General features: G+C 35.5%; 20 protein-coding genes and 1 tRNA gene. 7 read left to right on the top strand and 14 right to left on the bottom strand.

The annotated features are described in order from the left end of the window. Nucleotide 1: 1 nt before the first annotated feature. The 3 genes from U6A24_RS02770 to U6A24_RS02760 are packed head-to-tail and all read left to right on the top strand — an operon-like array spanning nucleotide 2 to nucleotide 2746. A complete protein-coding gene (locus tag U6A24_RS02770; RefSeq protein ID WP_324178410.1) occupies nucleotides 2–976 on the top strand; it encodes a TRAP transporter substrate-binding protein in 975 nt (324 codons plus the stop codon). After that, entirely contained in the window at nucleotides 976–1446 is a 471-nt protein-coding gene (locus U6A24_RS02765; RefSeq protein ID WP_324178409.1) for a TRAP transporter small permease, read from the top strand. The genes U6A24_RS02770 and U6A24_RS02765 overlap by 1 nt, the downstream gene beginning before the upstream one ends. A gap of 4 nt (nucleotides 1447–1450) precedes the next feature. Further along, the gene (locus tag U6A24_RS02760; RefSeq protein ID WP_324178408.1) at nucleotides 1451–2746 is read left to right on the top strand and encodes a TRAP transporter large permease; all 1296 of its coding nucleotides are present in this window, start codon (nucleotides 1451–1453) and stop codon (nucleotides 2744–2746) included. A gap of 2 nt (nucleotides 2747–2748) precedes the next feature. Here U6A24_RS02760 and U6A24_RS02755 read toward each other — a convergent pair whose 3' ends face one another. Both U6A24_RS02755 and U6A24_RS02750 read right to left on the bottom strand, forming a co-directional pair. After that, a complete protein-coding gene (locus tag U6A24_RS02755) occupies nucleotides 2749–3834 on the bottom strand; it encodes a Gfo/Idh/MocA family protein (protein WP_324178407.1) in 1086 nt (361 codons plus the stop codon). A gap of 66 nt (nucleotides 3835–3900) precedes the next feature. After that, the gene (locus tag U6A24_RS02750; protein ID WP_324178406.1) at nucleotides 3901–4266 is read right to left on the bottom strand and encodes a cupin domain-containing protein; all 366 of its coding nucleotides are present in this window, start codon (nucleotides 4264–4266) and stop codon (nucleotides 3901–3903) included. Nucleotides 4267–4426: 160 nt separating this feature from the next. Between U6A24_RS02750 and U6A24_RS02745 the strand changes: the two genes are divergently transcribed. Continuing rightward, complete coding sequence (locus tag U6A24_RS02745) at nucleotides 4427–6292, top strand: T9SS type A sorting domain-containing protein (protein ID WP_324178405.1); 1866 nt, start codon at nucleotides 4427–4429, stop codon at nucleotides 6290–6292. Between the two features lie 55 nt (nucleotides 6293–6347). On the opposite strand, the gene U6A24_RS02740 is transcribed toward U6A24_RS02745, so the two are convergent. Next, nucleotides 6348–6752, bottom strand: coding sequence for an acyl-CoA thioesterase (locus U6A24_RS02740; RefSeq protein WP_324178404.1), 405 nt, complete (start codon nucleotides 6750–6752; stop codon nucleotides 6348–6350). A gap of 138 nt (nucleotides 6753–6890) precedes the next feature. Here U6A24_RS02740 and U6A24_RS02735 point away from each other — a divergent pair, with 138 nt between their 5' ends. Next, nucleotides 6891–7070 carry a hypothetical protein gene (locus U6A24_RS02735; RefSeq protein ID WP_324178403.1) on the top strand — a complete coding sequence of 60 codons (180 nt, stop codon included), beginning with the start codon at nucleotides 6891–6893 and terminating at the stop codon, nucleotides 7068–7070. Between the two features lie 85 nt (nucleotides 7071–7155). Here the strand turns inward: U6A24_RS02735 and mgtE are convergent, their stop codons facing one another. The 10 genes from mgtE to U6A24_RS02685 form a co-directional block, all read right to left on the bottom strand. Next, nucleotides 7156–8505: a magnesium transporter gene (gene mgtE, locus U6A24_RS02730; protein WP_324178402.1), complete on the bottom strand. Its 1350-nt coding sequence runs from the start codon at nucleotides 8503–8505 to the stop codon at nucleotides 7156–7158. 87 nt (nucleotides 8506–8592) lie between these two features. Then, nucleotides 8593–9456, bottom strand: coding sequence for a 16S rRNA (adenine(1518)-N(6)/adenine(1519)-N(6))-dimethyltransferase RsmA (rsmA, locus tag U6A24_RS02725; protein ID WP_324178401.1), 864 nt, complete (start codon nucleotides 9454–9456; stop codon nucleotides 8593–8595). Continuing rightward, nucleotides 9449–9763 carry a DUF4286 family protein gene (locus U6A24_RS02720; RefSeq protein ID WP_324178400.1) on the bottom strand — a complete coding sequence of 105 codons (315 nt, stop codon included), beginning with the start codon at nucleotides 9761–9763 and terminating at the stop codon, nucleotides 9449–9451. Before U6A24_RS02720 ends, rsmA begins: the two co-directional genes overlap by 8 nt. A 394-nt stretch (nucleotides 9764–10157) precedes the next feature. Further along, complete coding sequence (locus tag U6A24_RS02715; protein WP_324178399.1) at nucleotides 10158–11945, bottom strand: tetratricopeptide repeat protein; 1788 nt, start codon at nucleotides 11943–11945, stop codon at nucleotides 10158–10160. 88 nt (nucleotides 11946–12033) lie between these two features. Further along, nucleotides 12034–13305, bottom strand: a complete 1272-nt coding sequence (gene serS / locus U6A24_RS02710; RefSeq protein WP_324178398.1) for a serine--tRNA ligase — start codon at nucleotides 13303–13305, stop codon at nucleotides 12034–12036. 100 nt (nucleotides 13306–13405) lie between these two features. Further along, the gene (locus U6A24_RS02705) at nucleotides 13406–14728 is read right to left on the bottom strand and encodes an HTTM domain-containing protein (protein WP_324178397.1); all 1323 of its coding nucleotides are present in this window, start codon (nucleotides 14726–14728) and stop codon (nucleotides 13406–13408) included. Next, nucleotides 14725–15657, bottom strand: a complete 933-nt coding sequence (locus U6A24_RS02700; protein ID WP_324178396.1) for a bifunctional riboflavin kinase/FAD synthetase — start codon at nucleotides 15655–15657, stop codon at nucleotides 14725–14727. The genes U6A24_RS02705 and U6A24_RS02700 overlap by 4 nt, the downstream gene beginning before the upstream one ends. A 51-nt stretch (nucleotides 15658–15708) precedes the next feature. Continuing rightward, nucleotides 15709–16335, bottom strand: a complete 627-nt coding sequence (pth, locus tag U6A24_RS02695) for an aminoacyl-tRNA hydrolase (RefSeq protein ID WP_324178395.1) — start codon at nucleotides 16333–16335, stop codon at nucleotides 15709–15711. Nucleotides 16336–16556: 221 nt separating this feature from the next. Then, nucleotides 16557–17183, bottom strand: coding sequence for a 50S ribosomal protein L25/general stress protein Ctc (locus tag U6A24_RS02690; RefSeq protein ID WP_324178394.1), 627 nt, complete (start codon nucleotides 17181–17183; stop codon nucleotides 16557–16559). A gap of 23 nt (nucleotides 17184–17206) precedes the next feature. Further along, nucleotides 17207–18148, bottom strand: coding sequence for a ribose-phosphate pyrophosphokinase (locus U6A24_RS02685; RefSeq protein WP_324178393.1), 942 nt, complete (start codon nucleotides 18146–18148; stop codon nucleotides 17207–17209). 312 nt (nucleotides 18149–18460) lie between these two features. Between U6A24_RS02685 and U6A24_RS02680 the strand changes: the two genes are divergently transcribed. Beyond that, nucleotides 18461–18542 (top strand) — tRNA-Leu (locus U6A24_RS02680). Nucleotides 18543–18693: 151 nt separating this feature from the next. Further along, nucleotides 18694–19176, top strand: coding sequence for a hypothetical protein (locus tag U6A24_RS02675; protein ID WP_324178392.1), 483 nt, complete (start codon nucleotides 18694–18696; stop codon nucleotides 19174–19176). An 11-nt stretch (nucleotides 19177–19187) separates the two neighbouring features. Here U6A24_RS02675 and U6A24_RS02670 read toward each other — a convergent pair whose 3' ends face one another. After that, nucleotides 19188–20093: an Abi family protein gene (locus U6A24_RS02670; protein ID WP_324178391.1), complete on the bottom strand. Its 906-nt coding sequence runs from the start codon at nucleotides 20091–20093 to the stop codon at nucleotides 19188–19190. Between the last annotated feature and the right edge of the window lie 12 nt (nucleotides 20094–20105).

The raw sequence follows: 20105 nt of genomic DNA, 5'->3' as shown, positions 1-20105 counted from the left end.
TATGAGATTTAAACGATTGATAGGGGCTTTTGGTTTGCTATTCCTTTTTTCTTGTCAACAAGACAATGATGTAAAAGTATTGCGTTTGGCACATGGGTTGGATACAAATCACCCTGTACATAACGCTATGATAAATCTAGGTGAAAATGTAGCAGTAAAATCTGGCGGAAAGCTCATTGTAAAAATATATCCAAGTGGGCAACTAGGAGCAGAACGAGAATGCCTGGAGTTATTACAGATAGGAAGTCTTGATATTACCAAAGTTTCTGCCGCTGTGTTAGAAAATTTTGTAACAGATTATAAGATATTTAGTATTCCTTACATTTTTAGAGATAAATCACATTCTCACAAGGTATATGATAGTGCGGTTGGGAGAGAGTTTTTGCTGAAAGGAGAACCGTATAGGCTTCGAGGATTATGTTTTTATGATGCAGGAAGTAGAAGCTTTTATACCAAAGAAAAAATGATCCATACACCAGATGATCTCAAAGGCCTTAAAATTAGGGTACAAAAAAGCAATATGGCAGTATCTATGGTCGAGCAGTTAGGAGGCTCCCCTACACCTATATCCTGGGGAGAGCTATATACAGCATTACAACAAGGAGTAGTCGACGGAGCAGAAAACAACCTACCCAGTTTTCATTCTTCAAAACATTATGAAGTTTGTAAATTTTATAGTTTGGATGAACATACGGCTGTTCCTGATATTTTATTAATAGGTACCGAAAGTTGGAATCGTTTAAGCCAACAAGAACAAAAATGGCTTCAGGAAGCAGCTAATCAATCGGCTATTTATCAAAGAAAAGTTTGGGAAGAAGCAGAACAGAGAGCTTTAAAGGTAATTAGAGATGCAGGGGTAGAGGTGGCATATCCCAATAAAACTCCTTTTGTAAGAAAAACCAGGAGTATCAAAGATATTTTTAAGGAGAATCATGAAGCAATGCGATTAATTGAAGCGATAAAATCTATTAAATAATGAGAGGGATAATAGACAGAACTTTAGAACGGTTATTAATTTTAATTATTTCGGTTATGTTAATTGCTGTAATTTGGCAAGTGATTTCAAGATATTTAATAGGAACTCCTAGTACATTAACCGATGAAATTGCGAGCTTTTCCTTGATATGGTTAGGTCTTTTTGGAGCGGCTTATGCAACGGGTAAAGAACTTCATTTGGCTATTGATCTAATTTCGGTCAAGACAATTCAAAAGTACCCAACACTATTTTCTGCTATTGTAACCTTTTCGGTATCCATATTTGCATTGTTTGTGATGGTTATAGGCGGACTTCGGTTATGCTGGATTACATATACTTTGGACCAACGGTCTGCGGCTTTAGAAATTCCGCTAGCGTACATTTATTTAGTGGTACCGGTAAGTGGATTGTTAATCGTGTATTACAGTCTGGATATTTTTGTTAAGAAACGCAATCTGGCGAAATCCTAAAAATATGGAATATACAGAAGCTTTATTATTGGTTATAAGTTTTTTAGTTTTTCTGTCATTGAGGGTGCCTATAGCATATAGCATTGGTCTTTCGGCATTGTTGACTTTAATAATTTCAATGCCATTTTTACCTTCGGTAACTACCCTGGCACAACGTATGGCAACTTCATTAGATAGCTTTGCTTTATTGGCCATTCCTTTTTTTATCTTGGCAGGGCAGGTTATGAATCGAGGAGGTATAGCACATCGTTTAATAGAGTTTGCAAAGGCAATTGTGGGACCTCTACCAGGCGGATTGGCTTTTGTAAATATTATAGCCTGTATGCTATTTGGAGCAATATCGGGTTCTGCCGTGGCTGCAGCTTCAGCAATAGGAGGGTTTATGAATCCTATGATGGAAAAAGAAGGATATGACAAGTCTTTTAGTGCGGCGGTAAATATTACAAGTGCTACCACCGGCTTAATTATTCCGCCGAGTAATATTTTGATTATTTATTCACTCGCAAGCGGAGGTGTATCTATTGCCGCCTTATTTTTAGCAGGTTATATCCCTGGAATTTTAATTGGTTTGGCTTTAATGATAGTAGCGGGGATTTATGCTTTTATCAAAAAGTACCCTACAGAAAAAGCGGTGGGATTTAAGATATTTATAAAAAGATTTCTTGATGCATTACCAAGCTTATTACTGCTTGTTGTTGTCATTGGTGGAATAGTCGCCGGAATATTCACGGCTACCGAAGCTTCGGCAGTAGCAGTGGTCTACACATTTGTATTGGCATTTGTTTATAAAGAAATAACAATAAAAGATGTACGACCAATTTTATTGGAAACTACCAAAACTACCGCTATTGTAATGTTACTTATTGCTACTTCAGTAGCCATGTCCTGGGTGATGTCTTATGAAAACATTCCACAAGAGATTAGTGCGGCGCTACTAGCAGTAAGCGATAATCCTATAATTATTTTAATCATCATTAATCTTATTTTATTGTTTGTTGGAATATTTATGGATATGACTCCGGCGGTATTAATTTTTACCCCTATTTTTCTACCAATTGTAACCGATATAGGAATTGATCCAATACATTTTGGGATTATTATGATTATGAACTTATGTATAGGATTATGTACACCACCCGTTGGTTCTGTTCTTTTTGTGGGCTGTGGCGTTGCAAATTTGAGTATTCAAAAAGTAATACGTCCTTTACTTCCTTTATTTATTGTAATGATAGTAGTGTTGGTGGTAGTTACGTATGTGCCAGAATTAAGTTTGTGGGTACCTAAATGGTTTGGTTTCTAGTATTACAGCTTAATTTCTGTATCTGTTTTTGCGGCTTTATAGATAGCTTCTACAATTCTGATATCTTTCATTCCTTCTTCTCCTGGGACCATAACAGGGGTATTATTTAAAATCGATAACGCATCATCATCCATTTGTAGAGCCTGCTGATTTCTTACCGGAATATTAAGTAAGGTACCATCGCTGGCTTTTCCCTGCACTCCTGCATACATCGAAAAAGGAGCCAGTGTATACCACCCATTTTCACAATCAACATAGAGCTCGTGCATAGATTTTCCCACACTGGTTTTACCAAAGGCAATAGCTCCTGAAGGAAATGTAAGCGTAAAATGAGTGGTCTCATCAGTTTCAGTAAAAATATCAGGTCTGGTAGTCATTTGTTTTGCCGAAACCGAAATGGGTTCCTCCCCGGTAGTGTATCTTGAGGCATTAAGGGCATACACACCCAAATCATACATGGTACCGCCTCCTAATTCTGAATCAAGCCGCCAGGTGCGTGCTGGATTGCCAACATTATACCCAATTTCTGCTCTAAGGGTTTTTATATTTCCATAGGGTTTTGTCTTAGCCCAGCCTATAATAGTTTTTGTGTTGAGCTCATGCTGCATACGATACCCAATGGTAAGTTTGACCTTGTTTTTTTTACAAGCTTCAATAATAGACAGACATTCGACTTCGGTTTTTGCCATTGGTTTTTCGCACCATACATGTTTTCCGGCATTGGCGGCTCTAATGGCATATTTGGCGTGTAATCCTGTTGGAACCACAATATAGATTACATCAATCTCAGGATTATTTGCAATCTCATGCATAGTGTCATAACTATATACATTTTGATCAGGAATACTATATCGTTTTTGCCATTTGGGAATTTTCCAGGGACTTCCGGTTACAATTCCAGTAAGTTTACAATGTTTGGTGATTTGTAAGGCTGGAGCAAGAACGGTAGAACTGTAATTTCCTAAACCAACTAAGCAAACACCAATCTGTTTTTGCCCTGAGTTCGAATATAAATTTGAAAGGGGTAACAAGCTATAACCTAAAGCCAAGCCTGTACTTTTTATAAAGCTTCTTCTGGTAATACTCATAACGGTTGAGTTTTATTGATAATTTTCTTAACCTTCCTTTGGTGACTATACTATTGAAGTTAATATCTAAATGTCAATATATTGAGAAACAGTTCGTTCACTTTTTATCTCGCCTGTATGTTTTGTGCTTGCTTTTTCGAATAACAATACATGCACTTCTTCTCCATCTTTGGTAGAAGGGCAATGCTCTACTCCTTTGGGAACAACGATAAGCTCTCCAGCTTCAATTTTTACAGTTTTATCCCTAAATTTCATATACAACGTTCCCTTTACTACCTGGAATAATTCATCTTCATCATCATGTTTATGCCAGACAAAGTCTCCTGATAATTTGGCAAGGTATATTTGGTTATCATCTACCATGGCAATGCGATGTGGATGCCATTGTTTGTCAAACTTTGAGAATTTCTCTTTGATGTTGATCGCTTCCATAAAAATTGAAAATTTTAAAAGAAACAAGTTACTTATTTCCTTTGTGATGCGGATACTCGTTAACGTTTCTTTAAACCGTAAAGCAGGATTAAAGGGGATTAAAAAATAAAATTATAAGTCTCATTTTCAGTATTTTAGTGTAAACTTAAAACCTGATATTATGAAATCTTATACAAGTATGTTCATCAAAAGACTACATTTTGTTTTATGTGGTTCATTCATTTTTTGCACAGTAACGGCACAGACCGTTTTTGAAAATGTTTCTGATCAAATTCCGCAGTCGGTTGTAACTGGAACCGATACTGTAGATGCCGATCTAATGGATATAGATGGTGATGGAGATCTCGATATTTTTATTGTCGAAGGAACCACAGGCTTTGAAGGCCGTTATAACCGACTCCTATTGAATGATGGGAATGGAGTTTTTACAGACGTATCAATCAGTAATTTGCCTTTTTTGCCTAGACCGGCGAATAGCTTAAGTTCTGATTTTACCGATATTGATGCCGATGGAGATGTAGACATTGTTGTGGCAAATTTGGGACCAACACAATTATTGCTCAATGATGGTAATGGCAGGTTTGTCGATGCAAGTAGCAGTAGACTTCCTGCCCCGCCACCTAATATTCTTAACGACATTTCTACCGAAATTGGTTTTAATGATGTAAACCAAGATGGAAGATTAGATGTTTTTGTAACCAATGAAATACCTCCAATTCCTGATATAGGACCAGGGGGAGCTCAAAACTTTCTATACCTTCAGAATGAAGATGGGACCTTCATGGATGCCTCATTAGATCGTTTGCCTAATGTAAAAAACCAAAGTGCAAGCTTTGCTTTTGGAGATATTGATGGGGATTTGGATGAGGATTTGGTAATTGCCAATGTGGGGCAGAACCAAATTTTGATTAATGACGGCAACGGCTTTTTTACTAGTGAAACCGACTCCAGAATTACTCAACAAAACACAACCAGTAGAGCGTTAATTTTAGTAGATATAGATGGCGATAATGACCTGGATCTTGTTGTGGCCAATAGCAACCTTGAGCAAAATCAAGTTTTCATTAATGATTCAAAAGGCGTTTTTGAAGAAACCACTCAAATAGCATTACCTATTAAAAATGATACTAGCAGTGATGTAAAAGCTTTTGATATCAACTTTGATGGTCATTTAGATCTTGTTTTTGCAAATTCTGTTCCGAATCCGAGTGGCCCTGCAACTGGAGGCCATCCATTGGCCCCAGCACCAAATATTGTTTATCTAAATAATGGGCGAGGTGTTTTTAACGATGCCTCTTCAGAATTTTTACCCATGAATAATGATATTAGTTTTGATATTGAAATTGGAGATGTAAATGGCGATCGGTTGGACGATATTCTAGTGTCGAATGCCAACGATGGTGAAGAGCAGTTGTATGTGCGAGGTTTACTGCCTCCAACAAGTTTTAATAGGATTATACCTTTTCTAACATGTGTTACCCAAAAGGGAAACGGTGTGTTTACGGCAACTTTTGGATATGCTAATTTTAATGAGGAAGCAATATACATTCCAGATGGCCCTAGAAATATGATAGTAACAGATATGGATCAAATATCAGAGTTACCTCCAGTCGTATTTTTACGGGGTATTATAAAAGAAGCTTTTGAAGTAACCTTTAAAAATGGAATTACCTGGAATTTAAACACCAAAAGAGCGACTGCAAGTCCATTTTCTTACCCCTGTAATAATGATGGAAACGATACTTATAATGGCCGTAGAGAAGTGGTTAAAGATGTAAAAAGTTATCCTAATCCGTTTTCTAACCAAACCAGTATTCAATTCAATTTAAGTCAAAAAGGTAATATAAAAATTGTGCTATATAACCAATTTGGAAGAGTTGTTAAAACCATAGCAAATACTAGTTTTAATAAAGGAAAGCATATTTTAGGATTGGATGCCAAAACGTTAGGACTTACTCCAGGAGTTTATTTTTACAAGATAACAGCGGGATCATATGATACAATAAAATCTCTTGTTGTTATGTAAGCTAGTACGATAAATACCGATAGGTTATACTAACATCTATCGGTATTTAATAAAATTATTTCTCGGCCTGGAATAGAGCACTTATTTCTTCTGTAATACGTATGGGTCTTAAAGTTTCTTTGTGTAGTAAGCACCATGTGGTTTTTGCAGAAACGAGCGTTTTATTGGATTTGGAATTAATGATTTTGGTGTGTCGTTCACTTTTTACCCCTTTGTGATGGTCAATCCAGGTTTGTAAAGTGATGATATCGTCTTCAAAAGCTGGATTGTGATACTCTATAAAATGATTAAGTACGACCCAGACATATGTGTTTCTAATAACATCATTGGCTTTGGATTCCCAATGTTTTTTTGCAACATTTTGTACCCATTGTAAATAGACAACATTATTTACATGGTTCATATCGTCTATTGCAGATTTGGTAACTGTAAATTGATATTCGAAGATATTGGATTTCATAAATAAGGAGTACTTTAAAATTAAAGATACTTGATATAAAATTTAGGATTCTAAATAAATCCTTAAAAAGGTTAAAGTTGTTCTTTACAAGTAAAATTAATTATAAATTTATATTTCATTAACCATCAAATATATTATATGAAAAACAATCTTCTAAACATCGTTGGTGTAACCATTTTGTCTAAAGATAGACAACGTATGGTTACAGGAAAAGCAGGAATTGATTTATCGTTATGCGGTTGTTCCTGTAGTGGATCTGTAACTGGTCCAAAGTATTGCGAGGACTTCATTGCGTGTCCGCAAGTACATACTTGTTAAGGCAAGTTAGCTGTAAAGAAACTTTTATACCTTAAATTAATAAAGCCTGTTTAACTTTATAAATGGGCTTTTGGTATTTTTAAAGTTAGAACCCTAAAATAAGCTTAGCGATATAAAAGAATAAGAATATTCCAAATATATCGTTACTGGTAGTAATAAATGGACCTGTGGCAATGGCTGGGTCAATACCTCTTTTGTCTAGTATAATGGGTACAAAAGTTCCTATAAGGGCTGCAACAATAATTACGCATAGCATTGATATGGCAATGGTAAAACTAAACAGTAAATCCATCCCGTCGAGCAACCCAAAAAGAATTACCAAAACACCTAATGTTACTCCGCTAATTAAACTAAGTCCAATTTCTTTAATTAACCTGTTAAGCAAACTACCTTTTACATTATCATTGGCCAAACCTTGTACAATAATTGCGCTAGACTGCACACCTACATTTCCTGCCATAGCTGCAATAAGAGGTGTGAAAAAGAATAGTTCTTTATACTTGGCCAAAGCTACATCAAAACTTTCCATGATAAAAACACTACCCAGACCACCAAAAAGACCCAAAACCAACCATGGTAATCTTGCACGAGTTAATTCCCATACACTATCATCGGCTTCGACATCCTGCGAAATACCCGCTGCTAATTGATAGTCCTTTTCGGCTTCATCTTTAATAAAGTCTACGATATCATCAATGGTAACTCTTCCTACCAATACACCTTCATGATCAACTACAGGAATCGCTTCGAGGTCATATTTTTGCATTACACGAGCTACTTCTTCACCTTCAGTATCTACATTTACATAGTCTACTTTGGGAATATATACATCACTAATATGAGCTTTCGCTGGAGCAGTAAGCAAATCCTTCAAAGATAATCTTCCCTTCAATTTATCTTCTTTATCTACCACGTAGATAGAATGAACTCGGGTAACATTTTTTGCTTGTCGTCGCATTTCTCGAACACACCCGGCAATGGTCCATGTTTCTTTTACACGTACCAATTCTTTTGCCATTAATCCTCCAGCAGTATCCTCACCATAAGAAAGGAGTTCTTTGATATCCTCAGCATGTTTTTCATCTTCTATTTCTGCAATTACTTCTTCTGCAAGTTGATCTGGAAGCTCTGCTACAACATCGGCAGCATCATCGGTATCCATTTCTTCCAGCTCTTCGGCAATCTCTTTGGCAGAAAGATTCTCTAAAATTCGTTCTCGAAAATCTTCTTCAAGCTCCATTAAAGCTTCAGAAGTTTTTTCACTTTCCAGTAATTTAACCAGATAAGTGGCTTCGGTAAGATTAAGTTCTGAAAGTACTTCTGCAACGTCGGCAAAGTGAATTTCGCTCAGCATTTCACGCAGTTCTTTATCACCTTCAGTCTTGATAAGGTGCCTCACCTGTTCTATAAGATCATTAGAAACCTGAAATTGCATAGCGTGATTGTTTGGTGAACCGTTGTACAAACGCCCACAAAGATAACCAAAGAATTTAATTGGGCTTTACGATCCCGTTAAATCAATTTATCTTCTTGATTTTTCTATTATAGTTGACAATTCGATAAATGAATTAACCGATAATTGCTCAGGGCGTTTATTGAAGATATCCATTGATTTTATTTCTTCAGAAAGATTCAGCGTTTTTAAGCTATTTCTTAGCGTCTTGCGCCTTTGCCCGAAAGCTGTTTTTACGACTGTAAAGAATAATTTTTCGTTACATGATAATGTGTATTCCTCTTTTCTAATTAGCCTTAAGACACCACTATCTACTTTTGGAGGTGGATTAAAAACGCCTGGCGGAACAGTAAACAAGTACTCTGCATCATAAAATGCTTGAGTAAGTACTGATAGAATACCATAAGCTTTACTGCCTTCTTTTTCGCAAATTCTTTGCGCTACTTCTTTCTGAAACATACCGGTAAACTCAGGAATACGATCTCTATGTTCGAGAGTTTTAAAAACAATCTGAGAGGAAATATTGTAAGGGAAATTACCGGTAATGGCAAATTGTTCATTAACAAACAAGGTATCAAGATCAAATTTTAAAAAATCGGCCTCCAGGACTTTGAAGGAGTTGTCTCCTTTGATAATTTTGCTATACTCAAGACGGAAGTTAGTGTTGAGGTATTCGATGGATTCTGTATCAAGATCCATGGCAATAAGATTTACCTCTTTTTGAAGTACATATTTGGTAAGGACTCCCATTCCTGGTCCTATCTCTATAACGTTTTGATATCCATTCAAAGTAAGAGTGTCTCCAATTTTTTTGGCAATGTTTTCGTCTTTCAAAAAATGCTGACCGAGATGCTTTTTGGCTTTTACGGCAGTTTTTTCTGAATTTTTATGAGTGTTAGATGGATATGTTTTATTCTTTTTGTGTTTAGTCATGTTGTTCACTCACAATTTCTAATTCAGTTCTGAACGCCACAAATTTACCCTCAAAGCGTTTTGATTTTGACCTTAACGACTCGGCATCTTCATCATAATACTTCTGTAAAGTCTCTTTATTTTTTGTAGTGTATTGAATAGAGTAGGTTATACCACCCATTTCTTCTTCAACCAAAACTTTGGTCATTAAGGCCTTACTGAATTTTCCGGTAGAAAGCATTTCTGGGATATGCTCATTTTTCATCCAATTGAGCCATTCGCCGTGCACGGTTTCTTCTATATTAATGGTTACGTTGTATATGTACATATCAGTTATTAGTCTGTAGTAGTTAGTTTGTAGTTTTTCTTTTTAATTAGTTATGATGTTATTTCGGTATGAATTTTACTCACTATTTGTTGGACTTGTTTCTTGTATTTATCTTCATTTAATTCATTGGGATTTGGGTAGTTAAAGCAACTGTATCTGCAAGACTTGAGGAATACTCATAAACATCTGTTACAGATACTCCATACCAAATTGGTAAAACTATTCTTTCCTTTATTAACATTTCATGAGTGACGATTGAATTAAATTCTTTAGCTGTCCAACCTGGATTATTCAAAAATTTGGTGCTAAAATAAGAATGCATTTTTTCATGTTCGTTAAGATACTTTCATGACAATTAACACACGGCTAACAACTATAGACTAATAGCTAACAACTAATTAATGGCGTCTCCACGCAATGTTCGGTATTTTTTTCGTGAATCCACAAAATAAATACTATCGGCATGATTAAAAATTACTTTTTCATAAAGCTCTTTAGCTTTTTCAGGCTCTCCGAGCTCATTTACATATAATTCGGCCAACCAATAATAAGCATCATCAACCAAGATGTCATCACCATAAAATTCTATGATTTTTAGGTAGTTTACCTTGGCTTTTTCATATTGTTTTTCTTTTTCGAATAGCTTTGCCTGTCGCAAAAAAGCTTCATCTTCTATTTTCTCGCCTCGGTGCTCATTTAGAATCTTTTGATAAGTCGCTATAGCTTCTTCATTTTTATTTTGGAAAGAAAGAAGATCGGCTTTAGCGAAAACCTTAAGTGCAGTTTGGGTCGAGTCCTCCAGAGAATTGTCACTTATAATCAGGCTCAGTTCCATGGCATCATTGGCAATAAGTTGAGATGTAGAGGATTTTAAGACATCGAGTTGTGTTTGTGCCCATTCGAAATCACCTTTATAATAACTGGTTTTTGCAACTTTGAATCGAGCATCCTGCGCCAAGAAATTGTTTTTTAATGCATTTTGAACCTGGGTGTAATAGATTAATGCCTGATTAAACTTTTGATCGAGAACAAGAATATCGGCAATTTTCATTTTGACTCTTGACGATTGAAACCTGGAAAGTCGTTCTCTTTTAATAAGATCTTTTAGAAACCGAATTGCTTCCTGTTTTCGATCCATATTAAATGCCAAAAAATGGGCATAATCTACTTGTAAACCTATAGTTTGTCGAGATTTTCCGTATTCTTCAAAGACAGAATTATATTTTTCTACGATAGCTTTATATTCTTTTTTATTTGCATTATCAACTTTGGCTTTTAGAATTATTTTGTGAGCGGTGAGCTTCATATCTTTGGATACCGGGGTTTCAAGAATATAATCAAGAATCTCTGTTGCCGATTTGGTATCCTTTTCTGAAATTGCAATTCTCGCCAAATCAATAATCCCTTGTGGTCCTACATCATTACGCTTGTAAATGGCTTTTTCATGAATGAAAGCTTTTTTAAACTGCTTTTGTTGTATGAATAACCAACTTAGCATTTCATTATATAAAATATCGGGGTTTTGTTGTAACCTTTTAATCAATAATTTTCTGAATATAATATTAGCCTCGTTGGAAGGATCTTCTTGTATATAGTCACTAAAATTGCGTTGTACAATATTAACATAATTGGGCTGCATTTGTAAAAGTGAAAGGTAGCTATCAAACATTTTTTCTAGCTTTCCTTGTTCGCCATAAATTTTGGCGAGCTGTACATTAAAATTTGCTCTGGGGTTATTTTGCATGCCCAATTCATAAATCTGAGCAGCCTGATCCAACAGGCTATATTTTTCAAAAGCCTGTGCCAAAGAATAGGCATGATTTGCATCATTGTTTTTATAGGCTGTAACGGCTTTATCATAATACGTTTTTGCCAATTCGGATTTTCCTTGTAGATCAAAATGATGCCCTAATTCTACCAAAAGTTGAGCATTATTGGGGATTTGCTCGATTCGTTTTTTTAAAACACTTTCGGCCTCTTCAAACTGTTCAAGTTGTTGATAAGATTCCACTAACCCAAGTAAATAACTAGTCCGACCGGGGTTTTTATCATATAATTTTTGATAAATAGATAACGCTTTTTCATATTGCCCCTGTTGTGCATAGTTTTTTGCAAGTTGCTCGGATTGTCCCACAACCGAAAAAGTCACAAACAAAGTGATATAAAAAAGGATAAGACGCATTTTGCAAGTTTTTATGTAAAGATAGCAAATAGTCTTTAGTAGTTGGTTTATAGCGGTTAGTAATTCATAAAACTAACTATTATTACGATTAGTCTATCCATTCGAACCCGCAATATGGAACCAATACGTCTGGTATTTTAATGCCCTTGGGAGTTTGATAATTTTCTAAAATACCGGCTAGTACTCTTGGTAGTGCCAGAGAACTTCCGTTAAGGGTATGTGTTAATTGTTTTTTTCCATCATTATCCTTGAAACGTAATTTTAAGCGATTGGCCTGGAAAGATTCAAAATTAGAAACAGAGCTAATTTCTAACCATCTATCCTGGGCCGTAGAAAACACCTCAAAATCAAAGGTAAGAGCCGACGTAAATCCAATATCACCACCACATAAACGTAAAATTCGATACGGTAACTTTAGTTCCCTCAAGATGCCTTTTACATGTTCTACCATGCCATCAAGAGCTTGGTAAGAATTTTCTGGTTTTTCGATACGCACAATTTCTACCTTATCAAATTGATGCAGACGGTTTAATCCACGAACATGAGCGCCATATGAACCGGCTTCTCTTCTAAAACATGGAGTATAACCTGTACAGCAGATAGGAAGGTCCTTTTCTGTTAATAGATCACCTCTAAACATATTAGTTACTGGGACTTCGGCAGTTGGTATTAGATATAGGTCATCTCCCGTAACATGATACATTTGCCCTTCTTTATCGGGCAATTGTCCTGTGCCAAACCCTGATGCTTCATTCACCAAATGAGGTACCTGATATTCTCTATACCCCGCCTCGGTATTTTTATCCAAAAAATAGCTGATTAGTGCTCTTTGTAATCGCGCTCCTTTTCCTTTGTAAATAGGAAAACCAGCTCCGGTAACTTTTACTCCCAACTCAAAATCAATGATGTCATATTTTTTTGCAAGTTCCCAGTGGGGTAGTGCTCCGTCTTCAAGTTTAGGGATATCTCCTTCTATGAAAACTTCTTCATTGTCCTCATCACTTTGGCCATCAGGCACAGTATGATGTGGAATGTTAGGGATTGTATATAAAAGTTCAGAAAGCTCATTTTGTATCTCTACAAGTTGTGTAGAAAGCTCTTTTGAAGTTTCTTTTAGTTGCGCAGTTTTCTCTTTTAAAAGATTTGCTTTTTGCTGTTCTCCATTTTTAAACAACATTCCAATTTCTTTGGAAAACCTATTAGAATCTGCTAGTACATTATCCAATTTTGCTTGGGTTGCCCGTCGATTTTCATCCAATTCGATTGCTTTGTCCAAAACCGGAGCAGCATCAAAATTACGTTTTTTTAAGGCTTTGATATAAGCTTCTTTATTTGCTATGATTTGTGATACTACTAACATGATTTCTTTTTTTTGTAGGTTTTATCGCAATGAAGGAGCAAATTTAAATAAAAGTGTGGGTTTAGCGTAATTAAAAAAAATGAATTTAAAAGAATTTGATTTATTCTGAATCATACTTCAATATCCAGGGATTGGTTTTAAAATAATTCCAAGGTACATTGGCAAGATCCACTTCGGGGTCAATGAATTTTTTACGTTTTTTCCCATTTACAGATACGCTACTTTTTACATATACCGATATGTCTTTTCCCTCTTCGGCATATTTTTTCTTAAGATACTGGGCAAATTGCCACATAAAATCAGGTTTTGTGTTTACCGAGCGAATTTGCTTTTTTGAAAGGTATTGTTGCTTGTTGATGTATTCTTTTTTTGCTTTAGGGTCTTTATTGTCAATTAAATAAAAGTTGGTAATGCCAGATCTGCCGCGAAGCATCATACGCCAGCTTAAACGATGCCCTTCTTCAGTCCAAAGTACATCTCCCGGAATTGTCCAATGACGCAACGGCAAAGCAATTTGAATAACAAACCAAACAATAGATAATGGGATTAATACTTTTTTATATGACGGGACTATAATTTCGTTTTTATCATAAAACACTTTCTTTTTCATAAAAACCCTATGTATTTTCTCTTTTGAAAAGAAAAATACGGTAAATGCCAATGACAGATAAGGAAATATGCCTATTTGAAAAACAATTGAATTGAACAAGTGAAAGAAAATACTGAAACAAAATGCTGCGAACCGGGTCCTTTTCCAAAGTAATAAAGGGATGATTAATAAATCAAACAAAATACCAAAGTAAGCGACACTTACATGGGCCCAGTGACCTTGCAATATTGGACCAACTATAGGGTAATATGCTCTCCCGGCCATCAAATTTTTCGCTACTGTAAAATCAAGCCAATCTGGATATAGTTTTGCGACAGAGGCATAGGTATAAACAATCCATAGCTGTGCAATGATTGCCAAGACAATCCACCGTGGCATTGAAATTTTTTTCAGTTTTGAATTTTGTTTTACGTCTATAGAAAAATAGTTCCCCGCGGGCAAGATACTCATGATAATACAGAGCAGTAGTAATAAGTAATAATGATTGTTGTATGATGATTTCTGCATAAAATATACACCTGCCCACATTAAGGTATATCCTATCATGCTCCAACGGTATTTGTACCCTGCCATAACCAATAGACCGAAGATTCCCATGATAGCAAAATAGAAGTACATACCATTTCCCGGTAAAGGTTGTAAAAAATCAAACCCTATAAAATTGAAGGTAAATTCAGGTTCTATAAGCGTACGTTTTACCCAGCCTGTAAAGATCGCTCCAATAGCCTCTGCGGCAATTAGAAAGCCAAAAAAGACTCTAAATATGATTAAGGAACTGTTATCTATGTGAGTGAACAACCAACGATTGATCATACCAAAGAGTTTATGTATTCGCGAGAAAAATCTTCATCTTGTTGCATGGCTTCCTGTAATTGATCTACAGAATCAAATTTTTTCTCATCTCTAATTCGTTTTAATAGCTCAATTTGAATTTTCTTTTCATATAGATTAAATGAAGCATCAAAAAAGTGAGTTTCGATACTTTGTTGTGTGCCATCTACGGTAGGATTTGTACCAATGTTCATCATTCCAAAATATAATTTGTTATCGATTTTAGATTGTACAATATATACTCCATTTTTTGGAATAAGCTTATAATCTTCTTTGATATGTAAATTGGCTGTAGGATAATTTAGTTTGCGACCTAACTCTTTTCCTTTCACCACTTTTCCGGTAAGCATAAAGTTGTATCCTAAATAAGTGTTGGCTTTGGTAATGTCTCCTTCTAATAGAGCTTCCCTTATTTTTGTAGAACTTATAGCTACGTCATCGATATCTTGCTTGGATATTTCTTCGACAGTAAAGTTATTTTGAATACCGTATGAAGCAAGGTCTGTGATATTCGAGTTACGATTGCGCCCAAATCGGTGATCATATCCAATAATAACATGTCTAACATTAAGGTGCTCTACAAGCATTTGATCTACATATTCTCCTGCCGTAAGTCTAGAAAATGGCTTGGTAAAAGGATGGATTACCAAATTATTTAAACCTGTTTTTTCAAGAATCTGGGTGCGTTCTTCTATAGTGTTAATAAGTTTAATCCCAGAGTCTTGTTGAAGTACCATTCTGGGATGAGGAAAAAATGTAAGAATTACAGATTCCAAACCGTGGTTTGAGGCGCTCTCAACCAAACGTTCAATAATTTTTTTATGACCTATGTGTACACCATCAAAAGTACCTATGGTAACAACCGATGGCACTTCATTATCGTATGTGTCTGCACTATGATATAGTTTCAAGAAGTGTTTTTTTTGAATTATAAAATTACGGAAATGTTGGGATACATTTCTTTATTTTCCGTTAAAGATATTCATAGTATTCGCAAGACCAGCTGTAGTAAAGGACTTTATAAGCTCAATTCCTTTCTCTATTCTTTCTGGCATAGCGCTTTCTTCATCGTCATTCCATTCACCAAGCACATAATCTACTTGTCTGCCTTTGTTGAATTCAGCGCCTACACCGAATCGAAATCTGCTATATTTTGATGTGTTTAGCTGCGCTTCGATATCCTTAAGACCGTTATGACCGCCTGCACTACCTTTTGCTTTTAATCGTATGGTGCCGAAAGGAATATTAATATCATCTGTAACCACTAACAAATTTTCTAAAGGCACTTTTTCTTTTTCTAACCAATATCGAACTGCTTTCCCACTTAGATTCATATAAGTATTGGGTTTTAGCAGAATAATAGTGCGTCCTTTAAACTTATAAGTGGTAATATCTCCAAGTTTTTTTGTTTCGAATTTTAGATCTTCTGATTTTGCTAAGGCATCAAGAATTCTAAAGCCAATATTATGACGGGTATTGTGATATTTGGGACCTATATTTCCCAAACCTGCAACAAGAAATTTTTTCATAGAATCTTCCTGGGTTTCCTTTTTTTCTTTTGAGAATAATTTTCTGAAAACAGAAAGCATATTGTTTATGTTTTGCGTGAGGGATAGCAGCGGCATACTTTTTTGCTTCCTGAGGTTTCACATTGAGTTTATCGAAGTGCTCTCGAAGGATGCAAAAAAGATACAGCGTATAGCCCGACCGCAGTGTAACGAAGGGCACGCCCTCAAAAATCTTTGTAAAAATAAAAAAAGCATTCTGAATTGAGGTCAGAATGCTTTTGTATTATACTAGAGATGTAAGATTAAGCTTCAGCTGGAGCTTCTGCTGCTGGAGTTTCTCCTTCTGCAGCTGCTTCATCTTCATCTTCATCGTCTGCAACAGCAGTACGAGATGTTTTAACCATACAAATTACAGTGTTATCTGGGTGTAGGATAGTGAACTTGTCACTTGCTACATCGGTAACATATAATTTGTTTCCTATCTTAAGTTGTGTAATATCTCCTTCGATTACATCTGGTAAATCTTTAGCAAAACCTTTTACTTTAATACGTCTAAGGTTGAAGCGTAGTACACCACCATTTCGAACACCACGAGAGTTTCCTACCGTTCTGAATGGAAGTTCAACGGTGATTGGTTTATCATCGAAGATTTCAACAAAATCGATATGTAAGATTTTGTCTGTTACAGGATGAAATTGGATATCCTGAAGGATTGCGTTTATTTTTGTGCCATTATCTAACGCTATTACCACGGTATGAACGTCTGGAGTGTACACTAAGTTTTTGAAAGCAATTTCTGGAGCTGCAAAGTGTACAATAGTGTCTCCACCATAAATAACACAAGGTACCTGTCCAGCATTACGTAGGGCTTTAGTTGCTTTCTTGCCCACGCTTTCTCTTTGAGATGCGTTGATAGTTAATGATTTCATTTTAAAATTTATTAATTATTAATTTACATTATAAATTTAGAGCTAATAGACTCATTGTGATGCACTCGGTGCATTACATCTGCAAATAAATTTGCACAGCTTACCACTCTAATTTTATCACTTTTTTGTTTTAGAGGAATGGAGTCGGTAACAATCAATTCTTCTAATTTTGACTGCTCTAATTTTTCATAAGCGTTTCCAGAAAGAATAGGATGGGTACATATAGCACGTACACTTTTTGCTCCTCTTTCTATCATTAGATCTGCAGCCTTGGTTAAGGTCCCGGCAGTATCTACCATGTCATCTACCAATACTACATTTTTACCGGTGACATCCCCAATTAATTCCATATGCGAAATCACATTGGCCTTGGCACGTTGCTTATAACAAATTACAACGTCGCTTTTCAATGCTTTAGAATATGCATATGCTCTTTTAGACCCACCCATATCTGGTGATGCAATAGTTAGGTCTTCGAGGCCTAAAGATTGCAGATAAGGTAGAAAAATAGTTGATGCAAATAAATGATCTACCGGCTTTTCAAAGAACCCCTGGATCTGATCGGCATGTAAATCCATTGTAATAATTCTCGTTGCTCCTGCTGTTTCCAGCATTTTTGCAATCATTTTTGCCGCAATTGGCACCCTAGGTTTGTCTTTACGATCTTGGCGAGCCCATCCATAATAAGGCAATACCGCCGTAATATGTCTTGCCGAAGCTCTTTTTGCCGCATCCAACATGAGCAACATTTCCATAAGGTGATCAGAATTAGGGTGGGTAGACCCAATAATAAAAACTCTAGATCCTCTTACAGATTCTTCAAAAGAAGGTTGAAACTCACCATCACTATATGTTGATGTAATTACATTGCCCAGTTTGGCGCCGTAGGCAGCTACGATTTTTTCTGCTAGTTCGGTACTTTGACTACATGCAAAAAATTTTGCTTCGGTAACTCCAGTTGGCATAAGGTAAAATGTTGTATTGTAATGAGTTAAAACTTATTTTTTGAAAACAAGATGCAAATTTAAAAATTTATTTCAACTCTAGCTTGTATTTTATTACTTATTTGATGGTTTGGAATAAATATTTTTTTTATTTTGCCGTCCAATTCAATAAGAAATGCTCAAGTGGCGGAATTGGTAGACGCGCTGGATTCAAAAGTTTACGTGTTTTTAATTGGAAATATTGTTTATATATTTGTATTTCAAATCGTTAAAGTAGGTGTTTTGCAACTTGATTTTTTTGAGGTTAAATATAGGTTAAACAATGGATATTATGCTCGAGTGGCGGAATTGGTAGACGCGCCGGATTCAAAATCCGGTTCTTTCGGGAGTGTGGGTTCGATTCCCACCTCGAGTACTAGAAACCTCTAAAATCGTTTGATTTTAGAGGTTTTGTTGTTTTTTAGGGCAACGAATGGGGCAACTTTTGAATTGGATAATTTATCTTGATGTTAATTAAAAGCAGAAAAAAAGAGTTAAATGTAAGTCATAAGACTTATATTTGATACATGAATGCAAAAGTAGTTTTTAATAAGCTAATTGAGAAAATAACAGGAGGTAACAAGCGGCAATTTGCAAATATTGTCGGTAGAAATAAGCAGCAAATATATGATTGGAGTAGTGGTAAAAGAAACCCTACTTTAAATAATTTTATTGACATGCTGCTTATTTTAAGAGAAAAAAAATATGATTTGGATTTAAAAACAATTTTTGAACATAATAATATAAAGATGGATAAAGGAAACCTTAGAAAAGTAGAATTCCCAAAGGAAATAAAAGGTGTTATAGACTGTGGAGGAAAAGGATATTTTCATATGTGGGTTATTAGGAACGAAGAACCAATCGCCTTAGTAGAGGCGGAAGATGGTACTTTGAGAGAAATACATGCAAGAAATATAACTTTTGTTGACTACTTTACAGAGTGGAAAGAAAAACAAGCTAAAGCATTAGGTGTTGATGTGGAAAAGTTTAATTCTATGTATGGAAATTAAAAAAATAGTTTTTAACTCCATAAAGGCTCATTCCGCCAATTAGGTTTCATTCCAAGAGCATCTGGATCTACGTTAGGATGTTTTTTTAACAGGGCATCTAATTTTGATGCAAAGGTATTGCCAGGCTGTACTGTATTTAACAAATACTTCATTAAACACAGATGTACATATAGTTTATTAAATTGTCTTGGTACATTTTCTATTTCAAGTATCCAGGGATTAGGTGGTTTTGGCAACAATTTTGGAGCTCCAGGTAAATTCCTGTTCCAAAGTCTGGAATGATGTGCACAGTAGTTACGTATTTGTGCTATGGATTGTAACCAACTAGGCAAGAAGGTGTGATTTACAGTGCCATATTCTTTTGCAATTTTATCTTTGGCTTTTACGGTATTTTTTAAATTTCCATAAAGCTTAGATAAAGCACCAAAACTAGTTTGTTCTAGGGATTTCCAAGCAGGAGGGAAGCGTAAATCATCCCTATGTTTTTTCCTATGATTTTTGATGGTTGGATCTTTAGAACGTGATAATTCTTCCTCAAGATTGGATAGCGTTTTCACAAGTGCCATACTATCGGTAAATAAGTCAAAGTTTTGAAACCACCAGGGATCTACCTCGTGCGATAAATGATAAATTAGTTTAGTCCTTAAGCTTATTTCTATTTTTTCGATAACATCAAAAAGAAGAATTCGTAATTCTCTATCGAAATTATAGAGTGCAATAACATCAGAAAAACGACTATTTTCCTTAAAAAGATGTTGCTCTTTGTCATATTGCATAGAATGCCAATATTCGCCTAATCTATAATAACTTATATGAGAAAGGTAGTGTTCAGCGTTATCTTCGGGAGTAATATTTAGACCTCTGTCCTTAAGCTTTTGTATCTGTTCTTCTATTGTGGTTGGGTCTTTTTTAAACATACTGATGATAAA

Source organism: Aquimarina gracilis, from assembly GCF_035285365.1.
Classification (GTDB): Bacteria; Bacteroidota; Bacteroidia; order Flavobacteriales; family Flavobacteriaceae; genus Aquimarina; species Aquimarina gracilis.
Note: the sequence above shows the minus strand (reverse complement) of the source record. Positions and strands in the feature narration are given on the sequence as shown.